Consider the following 18,804-nt stretch of genomic DNA (forward strand, 5'->3'; position numbering starts at 1 on the left):
ATGGCATGACGACGATCAAGGCCCTTGGTTACATGCGCATCGAGGCCACCGATGTGGCGGCCTGGCGCGAGTTCGGGCTCAAGGTGCTCGGCATGATGGAGGGCGAGGGCACCAATCCCGATGCCCTCTACCTGCGGATGGACGACGTCGCGGCGCGTCTGGTGATCGTGCCCGGCGAGAAGGACCGGCTGCTCGCCTCGGGCTGGGAGGTCGCCGACGCGCCTGCCCTCGAGCAGCTGAAGGAAACCCTCAGCGCCCACGGCGTCCCGTTCAAGGAAGGGACCAAGGAAGAACTGCTCGACCGCAAGGTCGAGGGCATGATCAGCTTCCAGGACCCGGCCGAGAACACCCTCGAGGTGTACTACGGCATCCAGTACCTGGGCCGTCGCTTCGTCAGCCCCTACGGCCACAAGTTCGTCACCGCCGAGCAGGGCCTCGGCCACGTCGTGCTCACCTGCAATGACGACGCCGCGGCGCAGGCGTTCTACCAGGACGTGCTGGGCTTCCGGCTGCGTGACTCGATGCGGCTGCCCCCGCAGATCGCGGGCCGCCCGGCCGACGGCGACCCGGTGTGGCTGCGCTTCTACGGCTGCAACCCGCGCCACCACGCGCTGGCGTTCATGCCCATGCCCAACCCGACGGGCATCGTGCACCTGATGGTCGAGGTGGAGAACTCCGACGACGTCGGCCTGTGCCTGGACCGCGCCAACCGTAAGAAGGTCAAGATGTCGGCCACGCTGGGCCGGCACATCAACGACAAGATGCTGTCCTTCTACATGAAGACGCCGGGTGGCTTCGACATGGAATTCGGTTGCGAGGGACTCGAAGTCGAGGACGAGAGCTGGATCGCGCGCGAGAGCGTCGGCATCAGCCTCTGGGGTCACGACTTCAGCGTCGGGTTCAAGTAGGCTCGCGCGGCATGACTTCGACCCCGCAGATCGACCCCCGCACATTCCGTAATGTGCTCGGGCAGTTCTGTACCGGCATCACCGTCATCACCACCGTGAATGACGGTGTGCCGGTCGGTTTCGCCTGCCAGTCGTTCGCTGCCCTGTCACTGGACCCGCCGCTGGTCCTGTTCTGCCCGACAAAGCAGTCCCGGGCCTGGAAGGCCATCGAGGCCAGCGGCAAGTTCTGCGTCAACATGCTGCACGAGAACCAGCAGCACGTCTCGGCGCAGTTCGGCTCCAGGGCCGAGGACAAGTTCGCCGGGATCGATTGGAGCCCTTCGGGATTGGGCTCCCCGGTGCTCGACGGCACGCTCGCCCACATCGACTGCACGGTGCACTCGGTGCACGACGGCGGTGACCACTTCGTGGTGTTCGGCGCGGTGCAGTCGATGTCCGAGCCACAGGCCATCAAGCCGCGTCCGCTGCTGTTCTACCGCGGCGAGTACACCGGCATCGAGCCGGACAAGAACACCCCGGCGCAATGGCGCGACGATCTGGATGCGTTTCTCACCACGACGACCGAGGACACCTGGCTATAGTCGCGCAATGAGCGCGCCGATCCGGTCCGGATTGCGTCGGGTCGTCCTGGCTTCCATGGCCGGCACCGTCGTCGAGTGGTACGAGTTCTTCCTGTACGGCACCGCTGCCACGCTGGTGTTCAGCAAGGTGTTCTTCGGGCAGAGCGGCAGTGATCTCGACGCGATCTTCGCCGCCTTCGTCACGTACGCGGTGGGCTTCGTCGCCCGGCCGCTGGGTGGCGTGGTGTTCGGTCACTTCGGCGACAAGTTCGGCCGCAAGACCCTGCTGCAGTTCTCGCTGCTGCTGGTCGGTTCGGCCACGTTCCTCATGGGCTGTCTACCGACCTATGGACAGATCGGCTACTGGGCGCCGGCGCTGCTGGTGGTGCTGCGGTTCATCCAGGGCTTCGCGGTCGGCGGCGAGTGGGGCGGCGCGGTGCTGCTGGTGGCCGAGCACAGTCCCGCGCAGAGCCGGGGTTTCTGGTCCAGTTGGCCACAGGCCGGCGTGCCGGTCGGCAACATCCTGGCCACCGTCGTCCTGCTGACGTTGACGAAGACGTTGTCCGAGCCGGAGTTCCTGTCGTGGGGCTGGCGGGTCGCGTTCTGGCTGTCGGCGGTCGTGGTGCTGGTCGGCTACTACATCCGCACCAAGGTCACCGATGCGCCGATTTTCGTTGCGGCACAAGAAGAAGCCGAACGCGTCAAGGCGTCGTCGATGAGCGTCGTCGAGGTACTCCGGTACTACCCGGGCAAGGTGCTGACCGCCATGGGGCTGCGGTTCGCCGAGAACATCATGTACTACCTGGTGGTCACGTTCTCGATCACGTATCTGAAAGTGCATGCGGGCGTGGGCACTTCGCTGATCCTCTGGTACCTGCTGGTGGCCCACGCGGTACACCTGGTGGCAATCCCGTTGGTGGGCAGGCTCTCCGATCGGATCGGCCGTCGCCCCGTCTACCTCATCGGGACGCTGCTGACCGCCGCCTGGGGCTTCGTCGCGTTCCCGATGATGGACAGCAAGCACTACTTCGTCATCATGACGGCGATCACCGCGGGCCTGGTCGCGCATGCGTTCATGTACGCGCCGCAACCGGCGCTGATGTCGGAGATGTTCCCGACCCGGATGCGCTATTCCGGTGTGTCCCTTGGCTATCAGGTGACGGCGATCTTCGCCGGGTCACTCGCGCCGATCATCGCGGTGCGGTTGCTGAAGGACTACCACTCGTCGGTGCCGATCGCGATCTACCTCGCCGGGGCCTGCGTGGTGACGCTCGTGGCGCTGGCGTTCGCGCGCGAGACCAAGGGCATCGACCTGGCGGATGTCGATCGGGCCGACAATGAGCGCGTGGTTGCCGCCGGCGTGCCCCGTCCGTGACAGTTCGCGCGCCGAGTGTGCCCACAGATCGTCAGATCCGCGGTTGCGCCGCTCTGGCTGCACATTCGTGTGCGTGAATGTGCTGGGCACTTGACAAGCAAATGCCTTGTGGGCGTTGACCGTGCGCGGGCGCATGCAAAGTGCGAGAAGCAAAGACCCAGGGTGCACGATCAACGTGTGGCCGACCGGGAAAAAGTGACCTACGACTCGTCCTGCATCGCGGCTTCCCACAGCCCGCGGCCCAGCTCCGACAGCCGCAGCGCAAGCTTCTCGACGCGCGCGGGGAAGGGGCCCCGCGAGGCGTCCTTGATGGCCTTCAACACCATCGACTCCGCGCTGAGAATCTCGTAGTCGGCCTTCAGCTCGGGGTCCTCGGGAACGGTCTCGACCAGCCCGAGCGCCAGCAGGTGGCTGACGTATTGCGGCACCATCTGCGGCAGCGCGACGTTGGCGGTGCGGCCGATCAGGCACGCGTTCTCCAGCGTCGCGACGCTGCGGTTCCGCGGGTAGATGTTCACCAGCGGCGACGACTCGTTGTCGGACAGCGCGCCGATGATGCGGGCCTCGTCGGCAACCAGCTGATCGAGCAGCCGGTGGTAGAGCTCGGTCTTCCCGTCGGCAGTGCTCTGGTCGAGGGCGCGGTCCAGCAGGCCGCCGAGCTTGCCGTGCAGGGACTCCTTGGCCGGCTGTTTCTGCGGGGCGGGAGCCGGTGTGCGTTCGGGGGCCATCTCGATGGCCTCGACGGTGGTCTTGGTCGCGATCGCAATCTGCTCGCCACCCCAAGCAGCAAGCTTGAAACCGAACTTAGCGACGCCGAGGGCGCGGTTGGCCAGGCCGAGCGGGTCGAATCGCTTCGGGATCGCCAAACCACCGCGCGGCGTCGAGATCGCGATGGCGATCTCACCGATGGGCGTGGACAGCTTGATGCCGTGCCGTTCGAGGCCCTCGCGGTTCACCGGTAAGTCGTCGGTAACTTCCGGTTCTGGGTTGTCGGTTTCCTGGGACATTGCGGACCGATGGTACCGGCCTGCCGATTGTTCTCGCCCCTTGTGTGGCAAACGCGACAGCTACCCCTGCCGGTATGCGGCGAGCCAGGGACCCAGGCGACGCAGCGCTTCTTCGATGTCGGACTTCGGTCCGGCGAACGACAACCGAACGAACGATCCGCCGTGCCGGGTGTCGAAATCCACGCCCGGCGCGATCGCCAGGCCGGTGTCGGCCAGCAGCTTCTCGCAGAAGGTCAGGGAGTCCGTCGAGTACGCCGAAATATCGGCGTAGACGTAGAACGCGCCGTCGGCGGGTGCCAACTTGTCGAGCCCCACGTCGGCCAGCCCGGCGAGTAGCAGCGCGCGGTTCTCGGCGTAGTGGTGGACGAGGGAATCGGCTTCGGCGATCGCCTCCGGCGTGAACGCCGCGACGGCCGCGTACTGGGGGAGTGTGGGAGGGCAGATGGAGAAGTTGCCGGTCAGGCAGTCGACGGCCCGGCGCAGCGGCTCGGGCACCAGCAGCCAGCCCAGCCGCCAGCCGGTCATGGCGAAGTACTTCGAAAAGCTGTTCACCACAATGGCGTTGCGCGAGGTCTCCCAGGCGCAGCTGGTCGCGGGCGCGTCGTCGTAGATGAGCCCGTGGTACAGCTCGTCGCTGATGAGCTGCACCGAGTTGTCGTCGCACCAGGTGGCGATGGCGGCCAGATCCTCGGCCGGCAGCACCGTCCCCGTCGGGTTGTTGGGGCTGGCGATGATCAGACCCTTCACTGGCGGGTCCAGCTGCTCCAACATGGAAATGGTTGGGTGGAAACGGGTTTCGGGACCACACGGTATTTCGACGACCTCGCAACCGAGCGCCGACAGGATGTTCCGATAGCAGGGATAGCCGGGGCTGGCGACCGCGACGCGGTCGCCGATGTCGAAGCACGACAGGAACGCGAGCAGGAATCCGCCGGTGGACCCGGTGGTGATGACGACGGCGTCCGGCTCCACCTCGACGCCGTACCGGTCGAGATACGACTTGGCGATGGCCTCCCGCAGCTCGGGAATGCCCAGCGCGACGGTGTATCCGAGGTTGTCATTGGCCAGCGCCTCGGCGGCGGCGGCCCGGATGGGCGCCGGTGCCTGTGCGGCGGGTTGTCCCGCCGACAGGTTCACCAGGTCGCCGTGGCTGCGCTGGCGCTCGGCCGCGGCCAGCCACACGTCCATCACATAGAACGGTGGGATGCCTGCGCGCAGCGCTACCGGATTGGTCATACCTCGACGTTAGGCCAGAACTTCGGCTTCGAGGCGACGCAGGTGCTCCCGCGACGACCCGAGCAGCTGCGCACTGCCGTGCGCGCGCTTGAAGTAGAACTGGATGTCGCTCTCCCAGGTGATCGCGATGCCGCCGTGCATCTGGATCGCTTCGCCGGCAACGGCATTGAATGCCTCGGTGGCCATGTAGCGGGCCAGCGACGCATTCGTCGGGGTCGGGTCGGCGAGGGCGTCGTTGACGATCGAGCGGGCGGCCGAAACCTTGACGTACAGGTCCGACATGCGGTGCTTGAGCGCCTGGAAGCTGCCGATCGGCCGGCCGAACTGCACGCGGTCCTTCGAGTACGCGACGGTCAGGTCCAGGCAGCGGCTCGCGGCGGCGACCTGCTCGACGGCCATCAGGATGGCCGCGGTGTCCGCCAGGCCGGGGTCGGCGCCGAGGGCGGTGGTGCTGCCCGGGCTGACGGCCGCGAGGCGACGCGTCGGGTCCATGGTGGTGGCCGGGGCGACGGTGTTGTCGGTCCAGCGGGTCAGCTGACCGTCCTGCGCGGCGATCACCACATCGGCGACGTCGCCGTTGATGACATAGCCGGCATCGAAAACGACGGTGCCGATGGACGTGCCCTCGGCCAGGCCCTCCAGCGGCTCTTCCGCACCGACGGCGAGCAGCGCCAGTTCGGCCAGCGTGGTGCCGAGCAGCGGTGTCGGGACCAGGCCCTTGGCCAGTTCCTCGAGAACGACTGCGGCGTCACCCAATTCGCCGCCGGCACCGCCAAGCTCCTCGGGCACGACCAGCGCCGCGGCGCCGACCTGCTCGCACAGCATCTGCCAGAGCTTCTCGTCGTAGCCCTTTTCGGACTCGATGGCGGCGCGCACGGCCTCAGGGCCTGCGTGCTTCTCGACCAGCGCTGCGACGGTGGCGCGCAGCATCTCCCGTTCTTCGCTCATGCTCACAGCCCTTCCAGTACGCGGGTCCGGTGCCACGTCGAGTCGCCCCACGCCGAGCGCAGCGCCTGCGTGCGCAGCAGCAACAGGGACAGATCATGTTCTTGCGTGAAACCGATGGCGCCGTGCGTCTGCAGCGACGACCGGGCGGCCAGCAGCGCGGCTTCGTTGGCGGCCACCTTGGCGGCGCTGACGTCGCGGGCCAGCGTGGGCGACCCGTCGGCCAGGGCCAGGGCCGCGCCGTAGAGCAGCGGACGGGCCAACTCGACGGCGATGTGCACGTCGGCCAGCTTGTGCTTGATGGCCTGGTACGAGCCGATCACGGTGCCGAACTGCGTGCGCTGCTTGGCGTACGCGACGGCCATGTCGAGCATCGCCTGGCCGGCGCCGACCAGCTGCGCTGCGGTGGCCAGCGCGCCGAACTCGAAAGCCTTTGCCGTGTCGGCCGATTGGGCCTCGCCGGTGGCGGTTACGTCGAACAGGTGACGGGCCGGGTCGACGGACTGGTGCTCGGTACCCGCGGTCGCGTCCTGCACCTGGCCGCCTTCTGCATCCGAGGCCAGCAGGATCAGGCCGGCGGTGTCGGCGTCGACGGCCCGCGGGGCCAGCGGCGGCAGGGCGACGGTGGCGATGAGCTCGCCCGAGGCCAGGCCTTCCGATCGCTTATCCGAGGCGAGCAGCACCGGGGCCACCGCGATGGATTCGGTGACCGGACCCGGCACGGCCCAGTAGCCCAGACGCTCAAGGGCGACAACCAGATCCACCGGATGCGCGCCGATGCCGTCGAACTCTTCCGGCACGTTCAGTGCGGTGACGCCCAGGTCGGCCAGGGTCGACCACACCTTGCGGCCGGGTGCGGCGTCGGCCGCCTTCTCTACCCCGCCCCACGCCCGAACGGCGGCGGGCACGTCTGCCGCACCCAGCGCGGCGTCGATGCTCGCAGCGAAATCGCGCTGCGATTCGTCCAATTCAAAGAACACGTGAACAATCCCTCTTATTTGCGGGGCAGGCCCAGCAGGCGCTCGGCGATGATGTTGCGCTGAATTTCGTTGGTACCGGCGTAGATTGGGCCGCCCAGGGCGAACAGCAATCCTTCGGTCCAGTGGTCGTACAGCTCGGCGTCGGGGCCGCGCAGGTCCAGTGCGGTCTGGTGCAGGGCGACGTCGAGGTCGGACCAGAACACCTTGGTCACCGAGGACTCGGCGCCCAGCTCGCCGCCGTTGGACAACCGGGTGACGGTGCCGAAGGTGTGCAGGCGGTAGGCCTGGGCCTTGATCCAGGCGTCGGCGACGCGCTCGGCGTAGGCCGGGTTCTTGTCGGTCTTCCATTGCGCGACAAGGCGTTCGGCCGGGGCGACGAAGCGGGCCGGGCTGCGCAGCGACATGCCGCGCTCGTTGCTCGACGTGCTCATGGCGGCGGTCCAGCCGCCATGCACCTGACCGATGACGTCCTCGTCGGGGACGAACACGTCGTCGAGGAAGATCTCGCCGAAGCCGGTCTCGCCACCCAGCTGGGCGATGGGCCGGACGGTGATGCCCTCGGCCTTGAGGTCGAACATGAAGTAGGTGAGGCCCTTGTGGCGCTGCGCTTCCGGGTCGGAGCGGAACAGGCCGAAACCGCGCTCGCCGAACGGGGCGCGCGAGCTCCAGATTTTCTGCCCGTTGAGCTTCCAGCCGCCGTCGACCTTGGTCGCGGTCGAGCGCAGGGACGCCAGGTCGCTACCCGACTCGGGCTCGGACCAGGCCTGGGCCCAGATCTCTTCGCCGGAGGCCATTTTCGGCAGTACGCGCTGCAGCTGCTCCTTGGTGCCGTGCGCGAACAGCGTCGGCGCCAGCATCGCGGTGCCGTTGGCCGAAGCCCGGCCGGGGGCGCCGGACTTGAAGTACTCCTCCTCGTACACCACCCACTGCAGCATGGTGGCGTCGCGGCCGCCGTACTCCTTGGGCCACGCGATGACCGACAGCCCGGCGTCGAAAAGCACCTTGTCCCAGACGCGGTGCTGCTCGAAGCCCTCGAGGGTGTCGTAGGACTTGGTGGGGAACTTGTCCTTGTTGGCCGCCAGGAAGTCGCGGACCTCGGCCCGGAACTCCTCGGTTTCGTCGTCGAATGTCAGATCCATTTACCGATTCATCTCTCGCAGTTGTGGTTTGACCACTTTGCCCCCAGGGTTGCGTGGCAGCGTCTCGAGGAACGCCACCGAACGCGGCGTCTTGAAGTTAGCCAAATGTTCTTTGGTGTAGGTCTGCGGTGGGGTCTGCCGACCGGGCTGCTGGGTGCCGTCGGACCCACTCATTGGAACTCCCTCTAACAAAGCAAGTGCTTGGTAGGTTAGCCTATAAGGGTGATAGAGGTCCAGACGTTCCGGGCGGAGGTCCGGCAATGGCTCGCAGACAATCTCGTCGGTGAATTCGCAGCTCTCAAAGGTCTTGGTGGCCCCGGCCGTGAGCACGAGGCATACGAAGAACGACGCGCGTGGAACCAGCACCTGGCCGCGGCAGGCCTGACCTGCCTGGGCTGGCCGGAGGAGCACGGTGGCCGCGGGTTGTCGGTCGCGCACCGCGTCGCCTTCTACGAGGAGTACGCCAAGGCGGACGCCCCGGACAAGGTCAACCACCTCGGTGAGGAACTGCTCGGGCCGACGCTCATCGCGTACGGCACCGAAGAGCAGAAGAAGCGCTTCCTGCCGAACATCCTCAACGTCACCGAGCTGTGGGCTCAGGGCTACTCCGAGCCCGGCGCCGGCAGCGACCTGGCCAACGTCTCGACGTCGGCCGAACTCGTCGGCGACGAGTGGGTCATCAACGGTCAGAAGGTCTGGACCTCGCTGGCGCACTGGGCGCAGTGGTGCTTCGTGGTGGCCCGCACCGAGAAGGGCTCCAAGCGTCACCACGGGCTCTCCTATCTGTTGGTGCCGCTGGACCAGCCGGGCGTAGAGATCCGCCCGATCGTCCAGCTGACCGGCGACTCCGAATTCAACGAGGTGTTCTTCGACGACGCCCGCACCGAGGCGTCGCTCGTCGTCGGTGAGCCCGGGCAGGGCTGGGGCGTCGCGATGGCGACGCTCACGTTCGAGCGCGGCGTTTCCACACTGGGCCAGCAGATCCGTTACAAGCGCGAGCTCGAAGGCCTGATCGGTGTCGCCAAGACCACCGGCGCCATCGACGATCCGCTGATCCGGCACAAGCTGACCGAGTCGTGGACCGGCCTGCAAGCCATGCGGTCCTACGCCATGGCGACCATGGACGTCGAGCAGCCCGGCCAGGACAACGTGTCAAAGCTGTTGTGGGCCAACTGGCATCGCGAGCTCGGTGAGATCGCCATGGACGTGCAGGGCATGGCGGGGCTGACGCTGCCCGGCGGCGAGTTCGACGAGTGGCAGCGCCTCTACCTGTTCTCGCGTTCGGACACCATCTACGGCGGGTCCAACGAAATTCAGCGCAACATCATCGCCGAGCGCGTGCTCGGCCTACCCCGAGAGGCCAAGGGCTGATGGATCTTTCAGTTGCTCCTACCGAGGTTGAAGGCCACGGCCTGCTGAAGGGCAAGGTCGTCCTCGTGACGGCAGCCGCCGGCACCGGCATCGGCTCGTCCACCGCCCGTCGGGCGCTGCTGGAAGGCGCCGACGTCGTGGTGTCCGACTACCACGAGCGTCGACTCAACGAAACGCGTGACCAGCTGGCCGCTCTCGGCCTGGGCAAGGTCGAGGCCGTCGTCTGCGACGTCACCTCGACCGAGGCCGTGGACGCCCTGATCACCGCGGCCGTCGAGAAGATGGGCCGGCTGGACGTGCTGGTCAACAACGCCGGCCTGGGCGGCGAGACCCCGCTGGTCGACATGACCGACGACGAGTGGGACCGCGTCCTCAACGTCACTCTGAACTCGGTGATGCGCGCGACCCGCGCCGCCCTGCGGTACTTCCGCGGCGTCGAGCACGGCGGTGTGATCGTCAACAACGCCAGCGTTCTGGGCTGGCGCGCGCAGCACTCGCAGTCGCACTACGCCGCCGCCAAGGCCGGCGTCATGGCGCTGACCCGTTGCAGCGCAATCGAAGCCGTCGAGTACGGCGTCCGCATCAACGCGGTGTCGCCGAGCATCGCGCGGCACAAGTTCTTGGAGAAGTCGGCGTCCGCGGATCTGCTGGACCGGCTGTCCTCGGACGAGGCCTTCGGCCGCGCCGCCGAGCCGTGGGAGATCGCGTCGACCATCGCCTTCCTGGCCAGCGACTACTCCAGCTACCTGACCGGCGAGATCATTTCGGTGTCGAGCCAGCGGGCGTAGTTTTCATCCGGCCGCGAGGTTCGGATATGTGCACCTGCCCGCCTGATTGCGACAACGTTGTCGCAATCAGGCGGGCATTTTCATGTGTGGCTGGCTCGCGATCTCGTAAGCCTGACCTGGTGGCGGACCCTCTCGATCAGATGATCGCCTGCTCCTGCAATTCCGCGATCTGCGCCGCGTCGTAGCCCAGTTCTTCGAGTATCTCCGCGTTGTGCTCGCCGATCACTGGCGGGGCGAGGCGGATCGTCGCTGGCGTGGCACCCATACCCGCCAGCGGGCTGCCGATCAGATCGACCGATCCGGCCGCGGCCCATGCATGCGGCGTCGTCGCGCGCAGGCCCCGGTGCTGCACCTGCGGATCTTCCCAGACCTCCGCCAGATCGTTATAGCGCGCGGCCGGGATGCCCACGCTGTCGAACTTTGCCTGGAGCTCCTCCGTCGTGAACTGCCGGCTCCACTCGTTGATGATGTCGATCAACTCCGCGCGATTGATCTTGGCCCGCTTGGCGTTGGTGTCGAAGCGCGGGTCGTCGTAGAGCTCGGGCTGGCCCATCAACTCCGACATGCGCCGCCAGTGAGCGTCGCTGCCGGCCGTGATGTACGTCATGCCGTCGCGCGCATGGATGAGGTCTGCGGGGCCGCCGCCGTTGCCACCATTGCCCAGACGCTCCGCCTGGACGCCGCTGATCAGATAGTCCTGCATGATGTGGCAGACCATCGCCACGGAACTGTCGAGCAGCGCCATGTCGATGTATTGGCCCTCGCCGGTGTTGTTGCGATGGTTCAGCGCGGCGAGGATCGCGATGGCGCTGTTGTGGCCGGTCACGAAATCGACCAGGCTGGGACCGGCTTTCACTGGCCCCGCGCCGGGCTGGCCTTCGGGGATGCCGGTCACGGCCATCATGCCGCCGCTCGCCTGGAACAACCCGTCGTAGCCCGCGCGCGCCGCCATTGGCCCGGTCTGGCCAAAGCCGGTGATCGAGCAGTAGATGAGGCGGGGATTGATCGCCTTCAGGCTCTCGTAGTCCAGCCCGAACCGCTTGAGGTCGCCGACCTTGTAATTCTCGACCAGGATGTCCGCGGTCTTGACCAGGGCACGCAGGATGTCTTGCCCCTCCGGCTTGGAGTGGTTGACCGTGATCGACCGCTTGTTGCGGTTCGACGCGGTGAAGAAGCCGGACTGGCGAAGGTCCTTGCCGTCCTTGCCCTCGACCGAGGCAAGACCGTAACCGCGCCCTTCGTCACCGCTGCCCGGTCGCTCCACCTTGATGACGTCAGCGCCGAGGTCGCCCAGTATCTGCGCGCTGATCGGGCCGGCGAAGACGCGGGTCATGTCGATGACCCGGATACCCTCCAGGGCACGCTGTGTCGTGCTCATGATCTCCTGCTACTCATCCATTTCAAGTCGTGCTGCGCGCAAGCATAGGGCTCGAAATCGAAGCGCCCGACGCTTTACGCACCCCATCTATCGGTCGCGGTCGAGGACCGCGCTTGTGACCTCGCCCGCTCTCAGAGCCGCGATCGCCTCAACGCGCGCGACCCCTGTGAGCACTCGTTCTTTGTGTACGTAGTGGCCAAGTCAACACCGGCCCGACCTACCCTAGCAAGCGCTTGGTTTCCATGCTGTTGCGATGGCGTCTGAATCGCCCAGTCAACCCGCGAGCAGGCGCGACGAGCTTCTTGAGCTCGCCGCGGCGATGTTCGCTGAGCGTGGGCTGAAGGCAACCACTGTCCGGGACATCACAGACTCGGCCGGCACCCTGTCAGGCAGTCGCTACCAGCACTTCAAATCGAAGGAACAGATGGTCGAGGAGGTCACGCGGGACTTCCTTGATTGGTTGTTCAGCCGGTACGAAGAAATCATCGCCACCGAGCCGTGGGAGATCGCGTCGACCATCGCATTCCTGGCCAGCGACTACTCCAGCTACCTGACCGGCGAGATTATCTCGGTGTCCAGCCAGCGCGCTTAGTTTCAGCTTTCGGCAACTGGGGTCGGCGCGGTATGCGTCGGCCCCAGTTCGTTTTCGCCGAAAATGAGCCTGTGTGCGAAAAATCTGCGATTCTTCGCACACAGGCTCACATTCGACGGCGCGATTGTCGTTCGTACGCTGCAGTTTTCGTGATCCAGTGCCGGCAGCCGAAGTACATCGCCAAGTAACCCGCGGGGAATAGTCCGAGCGTCAAGATCGAGACGAGCGCGAACTGGACGTATTGTCGTGCCGCGAATGAGTGGGCAAGTAGTAGGTCGGCGTAACCGAAGCGTGCGCCGACCAACAGCATGAACGCGACATAGATGCTCAGCGTGAAAACGGGGTAGCGCTGGTTGGCAAAGTCGTACACCGGGTACGCGAACAGTATCGCCGCGAGAACAAGCAGCCACCACGTCTTCGGCGTGCTGAGGCCCCACCCGTACGCCTCGGGGCCGTCGCTGAACAATCGACGTGTTTTTCCCCGAAAACGGAGAAATGGCGTTCGGGCGTATGCGGCGAGAATGCACATGCTAGCCATTCCGGCCCCCGCGCTGAGTGCGGACATCCGTCCTTGAGGTAATACCGCGAAGGACGTGGCCGTCGCCATGGTCACTGCCCCGCCCCAGTACAGTCTGCGCGCATACTCAGCTTCTTGATTGAAGCCGGCGATGGCTATCACCGCCAGCCCGAGTAGACCTACGGCAAGCGCCATGTCGCCCGCGGTCACCCAAAGACTTTCTTGTAGAGAGCCTCCGCGCCAGACTCTCCGATGAATGAGCCCACGGTGCCGCCGATGAACCCGCCTATTACTACTCCTGGGGGTCCCGCCACAGCGCCGACTTCCGCACCGACTGAACCCATCACCCATGCGCCTGCCATGCCGCCGCCCATCTTGGACAGCGATTGGCCGGCCGGCATTCCGTGCGTGATCTCGTACATGGCGACACCAAGATCCAGCACATTGCCGACATAGCCAACTCGGGAGCCGATCTTCTCGAGGGCTTTGATATCAGCCGCGTCAAATATCTGGCCTGACGTGTTCCAAGGATGACCAGGTTGCATTGATTTGACCGTCTGGTTCACAGACGCTTCTGAACCGGATATGCCTTTCCCCGCAAGCGACGCGCTGTCGACCAGTTCTTTTGGAATCTGGCCGTGCGACATGCCCGCAGCAACTTGGGCTGCCCCTTGCGCTGACATGCCAGCTTGTTGCAACTGTTCCTGTACTCGGGCAATTACCATGGTTCGGGCCTGTGCCTCGGACTGGTCCAGTGTGGCTGTGGCTTTATCGGGAGTCACCCCAGCCTTGCCGAGCAAGCCTTGCTCCAGCCTTTGCTGCATCTCCAACCGAGCGCGAGCACGCGTGCGAGCATCGCCGCCCAGTACTGGATCGGTAGGCAATGGGCCCACGGTTTGGGCCATCGTGAAATCGTCGAGTCGTTCGCTTGCGTAGCGCTTCGCTTCCGGTGAGGCGTTTGGATTGTTGGCGGTTGCAAAGTCGCGCAGTCGGTTTGACGCGGCCTGTTTTTCAGGGGTCCACGGCCCGGGTGCATTTACGAGAGCGTCGTCGGCAGCACGTTGGCTGGAGCCGTACTTGTCGGGCGCCGACGGCGCCGGCCCAGCGCCGATGCCGTCGGCACCCTTGGTGGGGTCGGCTGCGTAGCCTTCGGCGACCATTGCGTTCCGGGCCTTGCTGAGTTCGTCCGTGTAGGCCGTACGGATTGCCTTGGCTTCGTCGACCGCGGTGCGAGTGCGACTTTCGGCAGCACGTTTGAGATCGTCCCAGTCCGCGTTCTCGCCTGCCCTCGACGCTTCCGCGATCCGCGCATCGATCTGAAGGTCGTAGGACTTCAGCGCGCCTTCCAAGAGAGAAATCGATGTGGCGGAGCTGCGCTGGGACTGTGCTAGTGCGGCAGCAATGCTCTCGAGGCTGACCGCGAGCTTAGAGATCTGCAATTTGCTGAGGTGGAGACTATCCGTGACACGAACGACTTCGGCGGCGTCGTTGATCGGGTGACCGCCACCGTCCTGGCGGTCCCACGCTGATCCGAAGCGCTGTTTGGCGATGGTGAAATCGTGTTCGGTTTCGGTGATACATCCACTCGCATTTCGGAATGCTGTTGCCAACTCGTCGATTTCACCGGGTGCGCCGCTTTGGATGGCACTGTTCATTTGCCATGGGTCACCGCCGGCGGCACTGACCAATTCTTGGATGCTGAGATGTTTTAGTTCAATCGACATGCGGGCTAGATCGAATCGGCGGCCGCATTGATCGAGCCTGCCCCCGCTGCATCCTGGGCCTCAAAAATCGTTGCGGCTGAGTTGGTGCGTTCCGCCAGCGAATCCAGATGCGTACGGAAGCCACTCAGAGTGGTCGCATGGGTTTCGTGGCAGTCGACGAGTGATCGGTGGAAGTCGTGGGCGTCATCGAAATCCCCGAAGATGCCCGCTGATATCGAGGCGTCAGCAAAACGGCTCGCCCCTTCATGTGCGATAGCGCCAGCGCTCTGGGCGAAGGCTGCGCCCATGCGGAGCAGCGCAGGATCGACAAACATAAGGCCCCCCTTTTTTTGTCCTACAGCCAGCCTACCGTGTATTCACAGACGCAAACGACACAAGTTTGCGGGGTCAGTGGACGACAAAGCCGTGCCGTTCGAGTGGCCGCAGTGATGCCGGGTCGGTGCTTTCGACGAGAAATATCCACGTCAACTCTCCATCGGTATGCGTGGCGAACCGATATTTGCCAGCGGTCAGCTGCGATGTGTCGTGCGTGAGACTAGACGGTGCTGTGTATACCCCGACCAAAGTCGGCTGAAGGCCCGGACCGCCCATACAGATGGCCCAATCAGTTGCGCTGGGCAGCAGCGTGTTCTTGCCGTCACTCGGAATGGTCGCGGGACTACCGCACGCGGCGGTGATCCACACGAAGCCGTTCTCCGATTGGAACGGAGACGATGCCGGCGCGACCGACGATGACGGGGCTGCTGACGATGTGGTTGATGTCGACGACACCGACGTGGATGAGGCTGAAGTTGATGCTGCCGGAACCGCCTTCCCGCCCGTCTGCCCGCAGCCCGCAAGGCATGTGGTGACGGCCAAACCCAGCACAGCCAGCGACAATCTGACAGCGGAACGCGGTACGCGACTTTCCTTCACGACCACAATCCTAATTGGCGCCGATCTCGGCAAGTCTCCACAGTTTCTTCACAATCGCTGCCGGAAAGCCCCACAAACCGCGCTTACAGTCGGAAAGCGTGAAGCGAATCCTGGTGGTCGACGACGAGCCGACCATCCTGTCCTCGGTCGCGACCCGGCTGCGGGCTGAGTCGTTCCATGTGGAGACGGCCGTCGACGGGCCTTCGGCAGTGGCCGCGGCGGCAGCGACACAGCCCGACCTGGTGGTGCTGGACGTCATGCTGCCCGGCTTCGACGGGTTGGAAGTCTGCCGGCGCATCCAGGCCGAGCGTCCAGTGCCGGTGCTGATGTTGACCGCCCGCACCGACGAGACCGACATGCTGATCGGTCTGGGGATCGGCGCCGACGACTATCTCACCAAACCGTTCAGCATGCGCGAGCTGGTTGCGCGGGTGCGGGTGTTGCTGCGTCGCGTCGAACGTGCGACCGCGGACCAGCCAGTGTCGGTGGGGGAGTACCGCGTCGATTTCGCCGAGCGCCGCGTGCACCAGGGTGATATCGAAATCCATCTCACCCGAACCGAATTCGACCTGCTGGCCTTTCTCGCCGGACGGCCCCGCGCCGCGGTGACCCGCGAGACGCTGCTGGAACACGTCTGGGGCTGGGGCTCTGGAGCCGAGACCCGTACGGTCGACAGCCACGTCAAGGCGTTGCGCCGCAAGCTCGGTGCGGAACTGATCCGGACCGTGCACGGGGTCGGCTATGCCCTCGAGGTGCCGCGGTGAGCGCGCTTGGCGAACTGTGGGATCGGCTGCCCAGGCCCCTCGACCCGTTCGCGTCCTTCAAGATCAAGATGGGACTCCTGGTGGGCGGGGCAATCCTGTTGGCCTCGTTCACCTTCTGGATCGGCGCGAGTTGGCAGTTCCGGTACGCACTGTTGTCCGCTCTGCTGACCTCACTGCTCTTCACCCAGTTCATGGCCCACGGCATGACGTCGCCGCTGCGGCAGATGACCGCCGCGGCCCGCGCGATGGCCAAGGGCGACTACAGCATTCGTGTCCGTGCCACCTCGCGTGACGAAATCGGTCAGCTGGCAACGGCGTTCAATCAGATGGCAGCCGACCTCGGTGCTGCGGACGAATATCGGCGCGGACTGATCGGCAACGTATCCCACGAACTGCGCACGCCCATCACCGCGTTGCAGGCGGTCCTGGAGAACGTGGTCGACGGTGTGGTCGAGCCGGACGCGCAGACGATGCGGTTGGCACTGTCGCAGACCGAACGGCTCGGTGAGTTGGTTACCGATCTGCTGGACCTGTCGCGCCTCGAAGGCGGGGCAATTCCCTTGCGGATCAACCGGTTCGACGTCGAGGCCTTCCTACGTGCCGCCGTCGAGCACGTCTCGGTTTCCGCCGATGACGTGTCGGTCACGGTCGAGGTGTCACCGCGCGGGCTGACGGCGCTGGCTGATCCAGCGCGGCTGCGGCAGGTGGTTGTCAACCTGGTGGACAACGCGATTCGGCACAGCCCGCCCGGCGGCAGCGTGACGGTGCGGGCGACGCGCGACGCGACGGGCTTGCGGCTCGAGGTGGCCGATCAGGGTCCGGGTATCGCGCCGGCTGAACGCGAGCGGGTATTCGAACGGTTCACCCGCGGCGCCACGTCTGATGGCGGCACCGGTCTGGGACTGGCGATCGCCCGCTGGGCCGTCGAGTTGCACGGCGGGGTCATCGATGTGGTGGAGACGACGGTGGGATGCCGCTTCAGGGTGAGCATTCCGGAATCAGAGGAGCGGTCCGCATGACGATGTTGATGGGATATCCAGGGCCGCCGGTGGTCCCGCCGCTGATCGGGCCGGCACTGCCGCGCCGCGGTGAGCCCGGCTGGACGATGTTGCCGCGACGGGTGTGGCCGATCAGTCCGCTGGCGACTGCGCCGCACCGTGTGGTTGTGCTCGCCGTGGTGGCCGGTCTGCTCGGTACTGCGCTGTGGCGGCCGTCGTCTTTGAGCGTCGGCTACGTGGTCGTCGGGGTGGTGGTCTTCGCCGTCGTCTACGGCACCGCCGAGCGCCGACCGACGCGCACCGAATGGGCCGGTATCGCACTGACGTTGGCGCTGCTGGCAGTTCCCGCCTTACTCGCCGCCGACTGGCTGGGCGTGCTGTGCATCATGGCGGCCTGGATCGTCGGGTGGTGCACGCTGTTCGGCGGACGTACCTGGACGGCGGTCCTGACCGCGCCGTTCCTGGCGTGGGCGCTGCCGGCCCGCGTGCTCGGTTGGACGCGGCGTGGGCTGTCGGGTCGGGTGGGTATCGCCAATCCGATTCGCGTCGCGGCCGTGGTCGGTCTCACGGTGCTGCTGACTCTGGTGTTCGGCGCGTTGTTCGCCTCGGCGGACGCGGCTTTCGCGCATCTGGTGGGCAAGCTGGTGCCGCGCTTTGACGGTGTCGATGTCGTCGCCCGTGTCGTCGTCTTCGGCATGGTCGCCGCGTTCGTCCTCGGTGGTGCTTACCTGACCCGGTTCGCGCCGCGGTTGGATGTCCTCGCGCCCAAGCCGATGAAGCCGGTGCCGCGCTGGGAGTGGGCCGTCCCGCTGGGCGTACTGGATGCGCTGTTCATCGCGTTCGTCGCGGTGCAGGCAGCGGTGTTGTTCGGTGGTCACACCCACGTGCTGGAAACCGAGGGGCTGACCTACGCTGAGTACGCGCGGCAGGGCTTCTGGCAGTTGCTATGGGTGTCGGCGCTGACGCTGTTGGTGCTGAGCGGCGTGATCCGGGTGGCGGGGCGTGTCTCTGCGGGTGACCGCCGTGTACTTCGAGTGCTCGCCGGAATCCTCTGTGCCACTTCAGTTGTCGTCGTCATCTCCGCGATCCACCGCATGTGGCTCTATCAGCAGGCGTACGGCTTCAGCACCGACCGGCTGATGGTGATCACCATCGAACTCTGGTTGGGTGCGGTGTTCCTCCTCGTCGCGGTGGCGGGTGTGCGGATGTCGGGGCGTTGGCTGCCGCACGCCGTGCTGGCGGCCGGGGTAGTGGCGCTCTTGGGGCTGGCGGCACTCAATCCCGAGCGCCTCGTCGCCGATCGCAACATCGACCGCTTCGAGCAGACCGGCCAACTCGATGCGGAGTACCTGTCCCGGCTGTCGTCGGACATCGACCCGGCGCTGCATCGGCTACCTGAGCGTGTCCGCGCGTGCGTCCGCGCGAACTACCCGCATGACGACCCGTGGTACCTGTTCAACCTGTCCCGCTCGAACGCGGACCGGCCGGTAGGCACCGACCTGCCCGACTACTGCTCGCAGTACGGGACGTTGAACCGCCCCGAGTTTGATGCACACCGGTTTATTGGTGCGCAGCCTCTGATTGGGCTGTGCTCGTAGCGTAGTAGA

18 protein-coding genes and 3 pseudogenes are annotated in these 18,804 nt (G+C 65.8%); 11 read left to right on the plus strand and 10 right to left on the minus strand.

The features are described 5' to 3' along the window. The first annotated feature begins 5 nt into the window (after positions 1 to 5). Genes hsaC through ACJH6I_RS10460 form a run of 3 tightly spaced genes read left to right on the plus strand, consistent with a single transcriptional unit; the run spans position 6 to position 2,843 of the window. Positions 6 to 908: an iron-dependent extradiol dioxygenase HsaC gene (gene hsaC, locus ACJH6I_RS10450; RefSeq protein WP_346416086.1), complete on the plus strand. Its 903-nt coding sequence runs from the start codon at positions 6 to 8 to the stop codon at positions 906 to 908. Positions 909 to 919: 11 nt separating this feature from the next. Then, positions 920 to 1,489, plus strand: a complete 570-nt coding sequence (gene hsaB / locus ACJH6I_RS10455) for a 3-hydroxy-9,10-secoandrosta-1,3,5(10)-triene-9,17-dione monooxygenase reductase subunit (RefSeq protein WP_133426408.1) — start codon at positions 920 to 922, stop codon at positions 1,487 to 1,489. Between the two features lie 7 nt (positions 1,490 to 1,496). After that, positions 1,497 to 2,843, plus strand: a complete 1,347-nt coding sequence (locus ACJH6I_RS10460) for an MFS transporter (RefSeq protein ID WP_346416083.1) — start codon at positions 1,497 to 1,499, stop codon at positions 2,841 to 2,843. Positions 2,844 to 3,043: 200 nt separating this feature from the next. On the opposite strand, the gene ACJH6I_RS10465 is transcribed toward ACJH6I_RS10460, so the two are convergent. The 6 genes and pseudogenes from ACJH6I_RS10465 to ACJH6I_RS10490 form a co-directional block, all read right to left on the minus strand. Further along, complete coding sequence (locus tag ACJH6I_RS10465; RefSeq protein WP_133426410.1) at positions 3,044 to 3,850, minus strand: Abi-alpha family protein; 807 nt, start codon at positions 3,848 to 3,850, stop codon at positions 3,044 to 3,046. A gap of 60 nt (positions 3,851 to 3,910) precedes the next feature. After that, a complete protein-coding gene (locus ACJH6I_RS10470; RefSeq protein WP_226519827.1) occupies positions 3,911 to 5,086 on the minus strand; it encodes a pyridoxal phosphate-dependent aminotransferase in 1,176 nt (391 codons plus the stop codon). 9 nt (positions 5,087 to 5,095) lie between these two features. After that, on the minus strand, positions 5,096 to 6,034 hold the full coding sequence (locus ACJH6I_RS10475) for an acyl-CoA dehydrogenase family protein (RefSeq protein ID WP_226519826.1): 939 nt from the start codon (positions 6,032 to 6,034) through the stop codon (positions 5,096 to 5,098). Between the two features lie 2 nt (positions 6,035 to 6,036). After that, on the minus strand, positions 6,037 to 7,011 hold the full coding sequence (locus tag ACJH6I_RS10480) for an acyl-CoA dehydrogenase family protein (RefSeq protein ID WP_226519825.1): 975 nt from the start codon (positions 7,009 to 7,011) through the stop codon (positions 6,037 to 6,039). A gap of 14 nt (positions 7,012 to 7,025) precedes the next feature. Beyond that, entirely contained in the window at positions 7,026 to 8,150 is a 1,125-nt protein-coding gene (locus ACJH6I_RS10485; RefSeq protein ID WP_226519824.1) for an acyl-CoA dehydrogenase family protein, read from the minus strand. After that, positions 8,151 to 8,270: pseudogene (locus ACJH6I_RS10490) on the minus strand (hypothetical protein); the annotation flags it as partial. A gap of 102 nt (positions 8,271 to 8,372) precedes the next feature. Here ACJH6I_RS10490 and ipdE1 point away from each other — a divergent pair. Next, a complete protein-coding gene (gene ipdE1, locus ACJH6I_RS10495) occupies positions 8,373 to 9,521 on the plus strand; it encodes an acyl-CoA dehydrogenase IpdE1 (protein WP_133426415.1) in 1,149 nt (382 codons plus the stop codon). Beyond that, entirely contained in the window at positions 9,521 to 10,309 is a 789-nt protein-coding gene (ipdF, locus tag ACJH6I_RS10500; protein ID WP_029120644.1) for a (5R,7aS)-5-hydroxy-7a-methyl-1-oxo-2,3,5,6,7,7a-hexahydro-1H-indene-carboxyl-CoA reductase, read from the plus strand. The genes ipdE1 and ipdF overlap by 1 nt, the downstream gene beginning before the upstream one ends. A gap of 136 nt (positions 10,310 to 10,445) precedes the next feature. Here ipdF and ACJH6I_RS10505 read toward each other — a convergent pair whose 3' ends face one another. After that, complete coding sequence (locus tag ACJH6I_RS10505) at positions 10,446 to 11,687, minus strand: CaiB/BaiF CoA-transferase family protein (protein WP_212807243.1); 1,242 nt, start codon at positions 11,685 to 11,687, stop codon at positions 10,446 to 10,448. 253 nt (positions 11,688 to 11,940) lie between these two features. Between ACJH6I_RS10505 and ACJH6I_RS10510 the strand changes: the two are divergent. Both ACJH6I_RS10510 and ACJH6I_RS10515 read left to right on the plus strand, forming a co-directional pair. Continuing rightward, a pseudogene (locus ACJH6I_RS10510) lies at positions 11,941 to 12,198 on the plus strand (TetR/AcrR family transcriptional regulator); the annotation flags it as partial. Continuing rightward, a pseudogene (locus ACJH6I_RS10515) lies at positions 12,175 to 12,279 on the plus strand (short chain dehydrogenase); the annotation flags it as partial. The pseudogenes ACJH6I_RS10510 and ACJH6I_RS10515, both read left to right, overlap by 24 nt. Positions 12,280 to 12,385: 106 nt before the next feature. On the opposite strand, the gene ACJH6I_RS10520 reads toward ACJH6I_RS10515, so the two are convergent. Genes ACJH6I_RS10520 through ACJH6I_RS10530 form a run of 3 tightly spaced genes read right to left on the minus strand, consistent with a single transcriptional unit; the run spans position 12,386 to position 14,834 of the window. Then, positions 12,386 to 13,006 (minus strand): hypothetical protein, encoded by a 621-nt coding sequence (locus ACJH6I_RS10520; protein ID WP_226519823.1) that lies wholly within the window; start codon positions 13,004 to 13,006, stop codon positions 12,386 to 12,388. Then, positions 13,003 to 14,520: a Con-6 family protein gene (locus ACJH6I_RS10525; protein WP_226519822.1), complete on the minus strand. Its 1,518-nt coding sequence runs from the start codon at positions 14,518 to 14,520 to the stop codon at positions 13,003 to 13,005. Before ACJH6I_RS10525 ends, ACJH6I_RS10520 begins: the two co-directional genes overlap by 4 nt. A gap of 5 nt (positions 14,521 to 14,525) precedes the next feature. Beyond that, the gene (locus tag ACJH6I_RS10530; RefSeq protein ID WP_226519821.1) at positions 14,526 to 14,834 is read right to left on the minus strand and encodes a DUF2563 family protein; all 309 of its coding nucleotides are present in this window, start codon (positions 14,832 to 14,834) and stop codon (positions 14,526 to 14,528) included. A gap of 332 nt (positions 14,835 to 15,166) precedes the next feature. On the opposite strand from ACJH6I_RS10530, the gene ACJH6I_RS10535 reads away from it, so the two are divergent. From ACJH6I_RS10535 to ACJH6I_RS10550, 4 genes are read left to right on the plus strand one after another with little or no spacing between them, the layout of a single operon-like run. Next, positions 15,167 to 15,604, plus strand: coding sequence for a hypothetical protein (locus ACJH6I_RS10535; protein WP_406784039.1), 438 nt, complete (start codon positions 15,167 to 15,169; stop codon positions 15,602 to 15,604). After that, on the plus strand, positions 15,534 to 16,199 hold the full coding sequence (locus ACJH6I_RS10540; protein ID WP_226519819.1) for a response regulator transcription factor: 666 nt from the start codon (positions 15,534 to 15,536) through the stop codon (positions 16,197 to 16,199). Before ACJH6I_RS10535 ends, ACJH6I_RS10540 begins: the two co-directional genes overlap by 71 nt. Next, a complete protein-coding gene (locus ACJH6I_RS10545; RefSeq protein WP_226519818.1) occupies positions 16,196 to 17,218 on the plus strand; it encodes a HAMP domain-containing sensor histidine kinase in 1,023 nt (340 codons plus the stop codon). The genes ACJH6I_RS10540 and ACJH6I_RS10545 overlap by 4 nt, the downstream gene beginning before the upstream one ends. Further along, positions 17,215 to 18,795: a DUF4153 domain-containing protein gene (locus tag ACJH6I_RS10550; protein WP_406784040.1), complete on the plus strand. Its 1,581-nt coding sequence runs from the start codon at positions 17,215 to 17,217 to the stop codon at positions 18,793 to 18,795. Before ACJH6I_RS10545 ends, ACJH6I_RS10550 begins: the two co-directional genes overlap by 4 nt. Positions 18,796 to 18,804 lie beyond the last annotated feature (9 nt).

Origin of the sequence: Mycobacterium sp. SMC-13 (assembly GCF_045311035.1) — a bacterium.
Taxonomy (GTDB): domain Bacteria; phylum Actinomycetota; class Actinomycetes; order Mycobacteriales; family Mycobacteriaceae; genus Mycobacterium.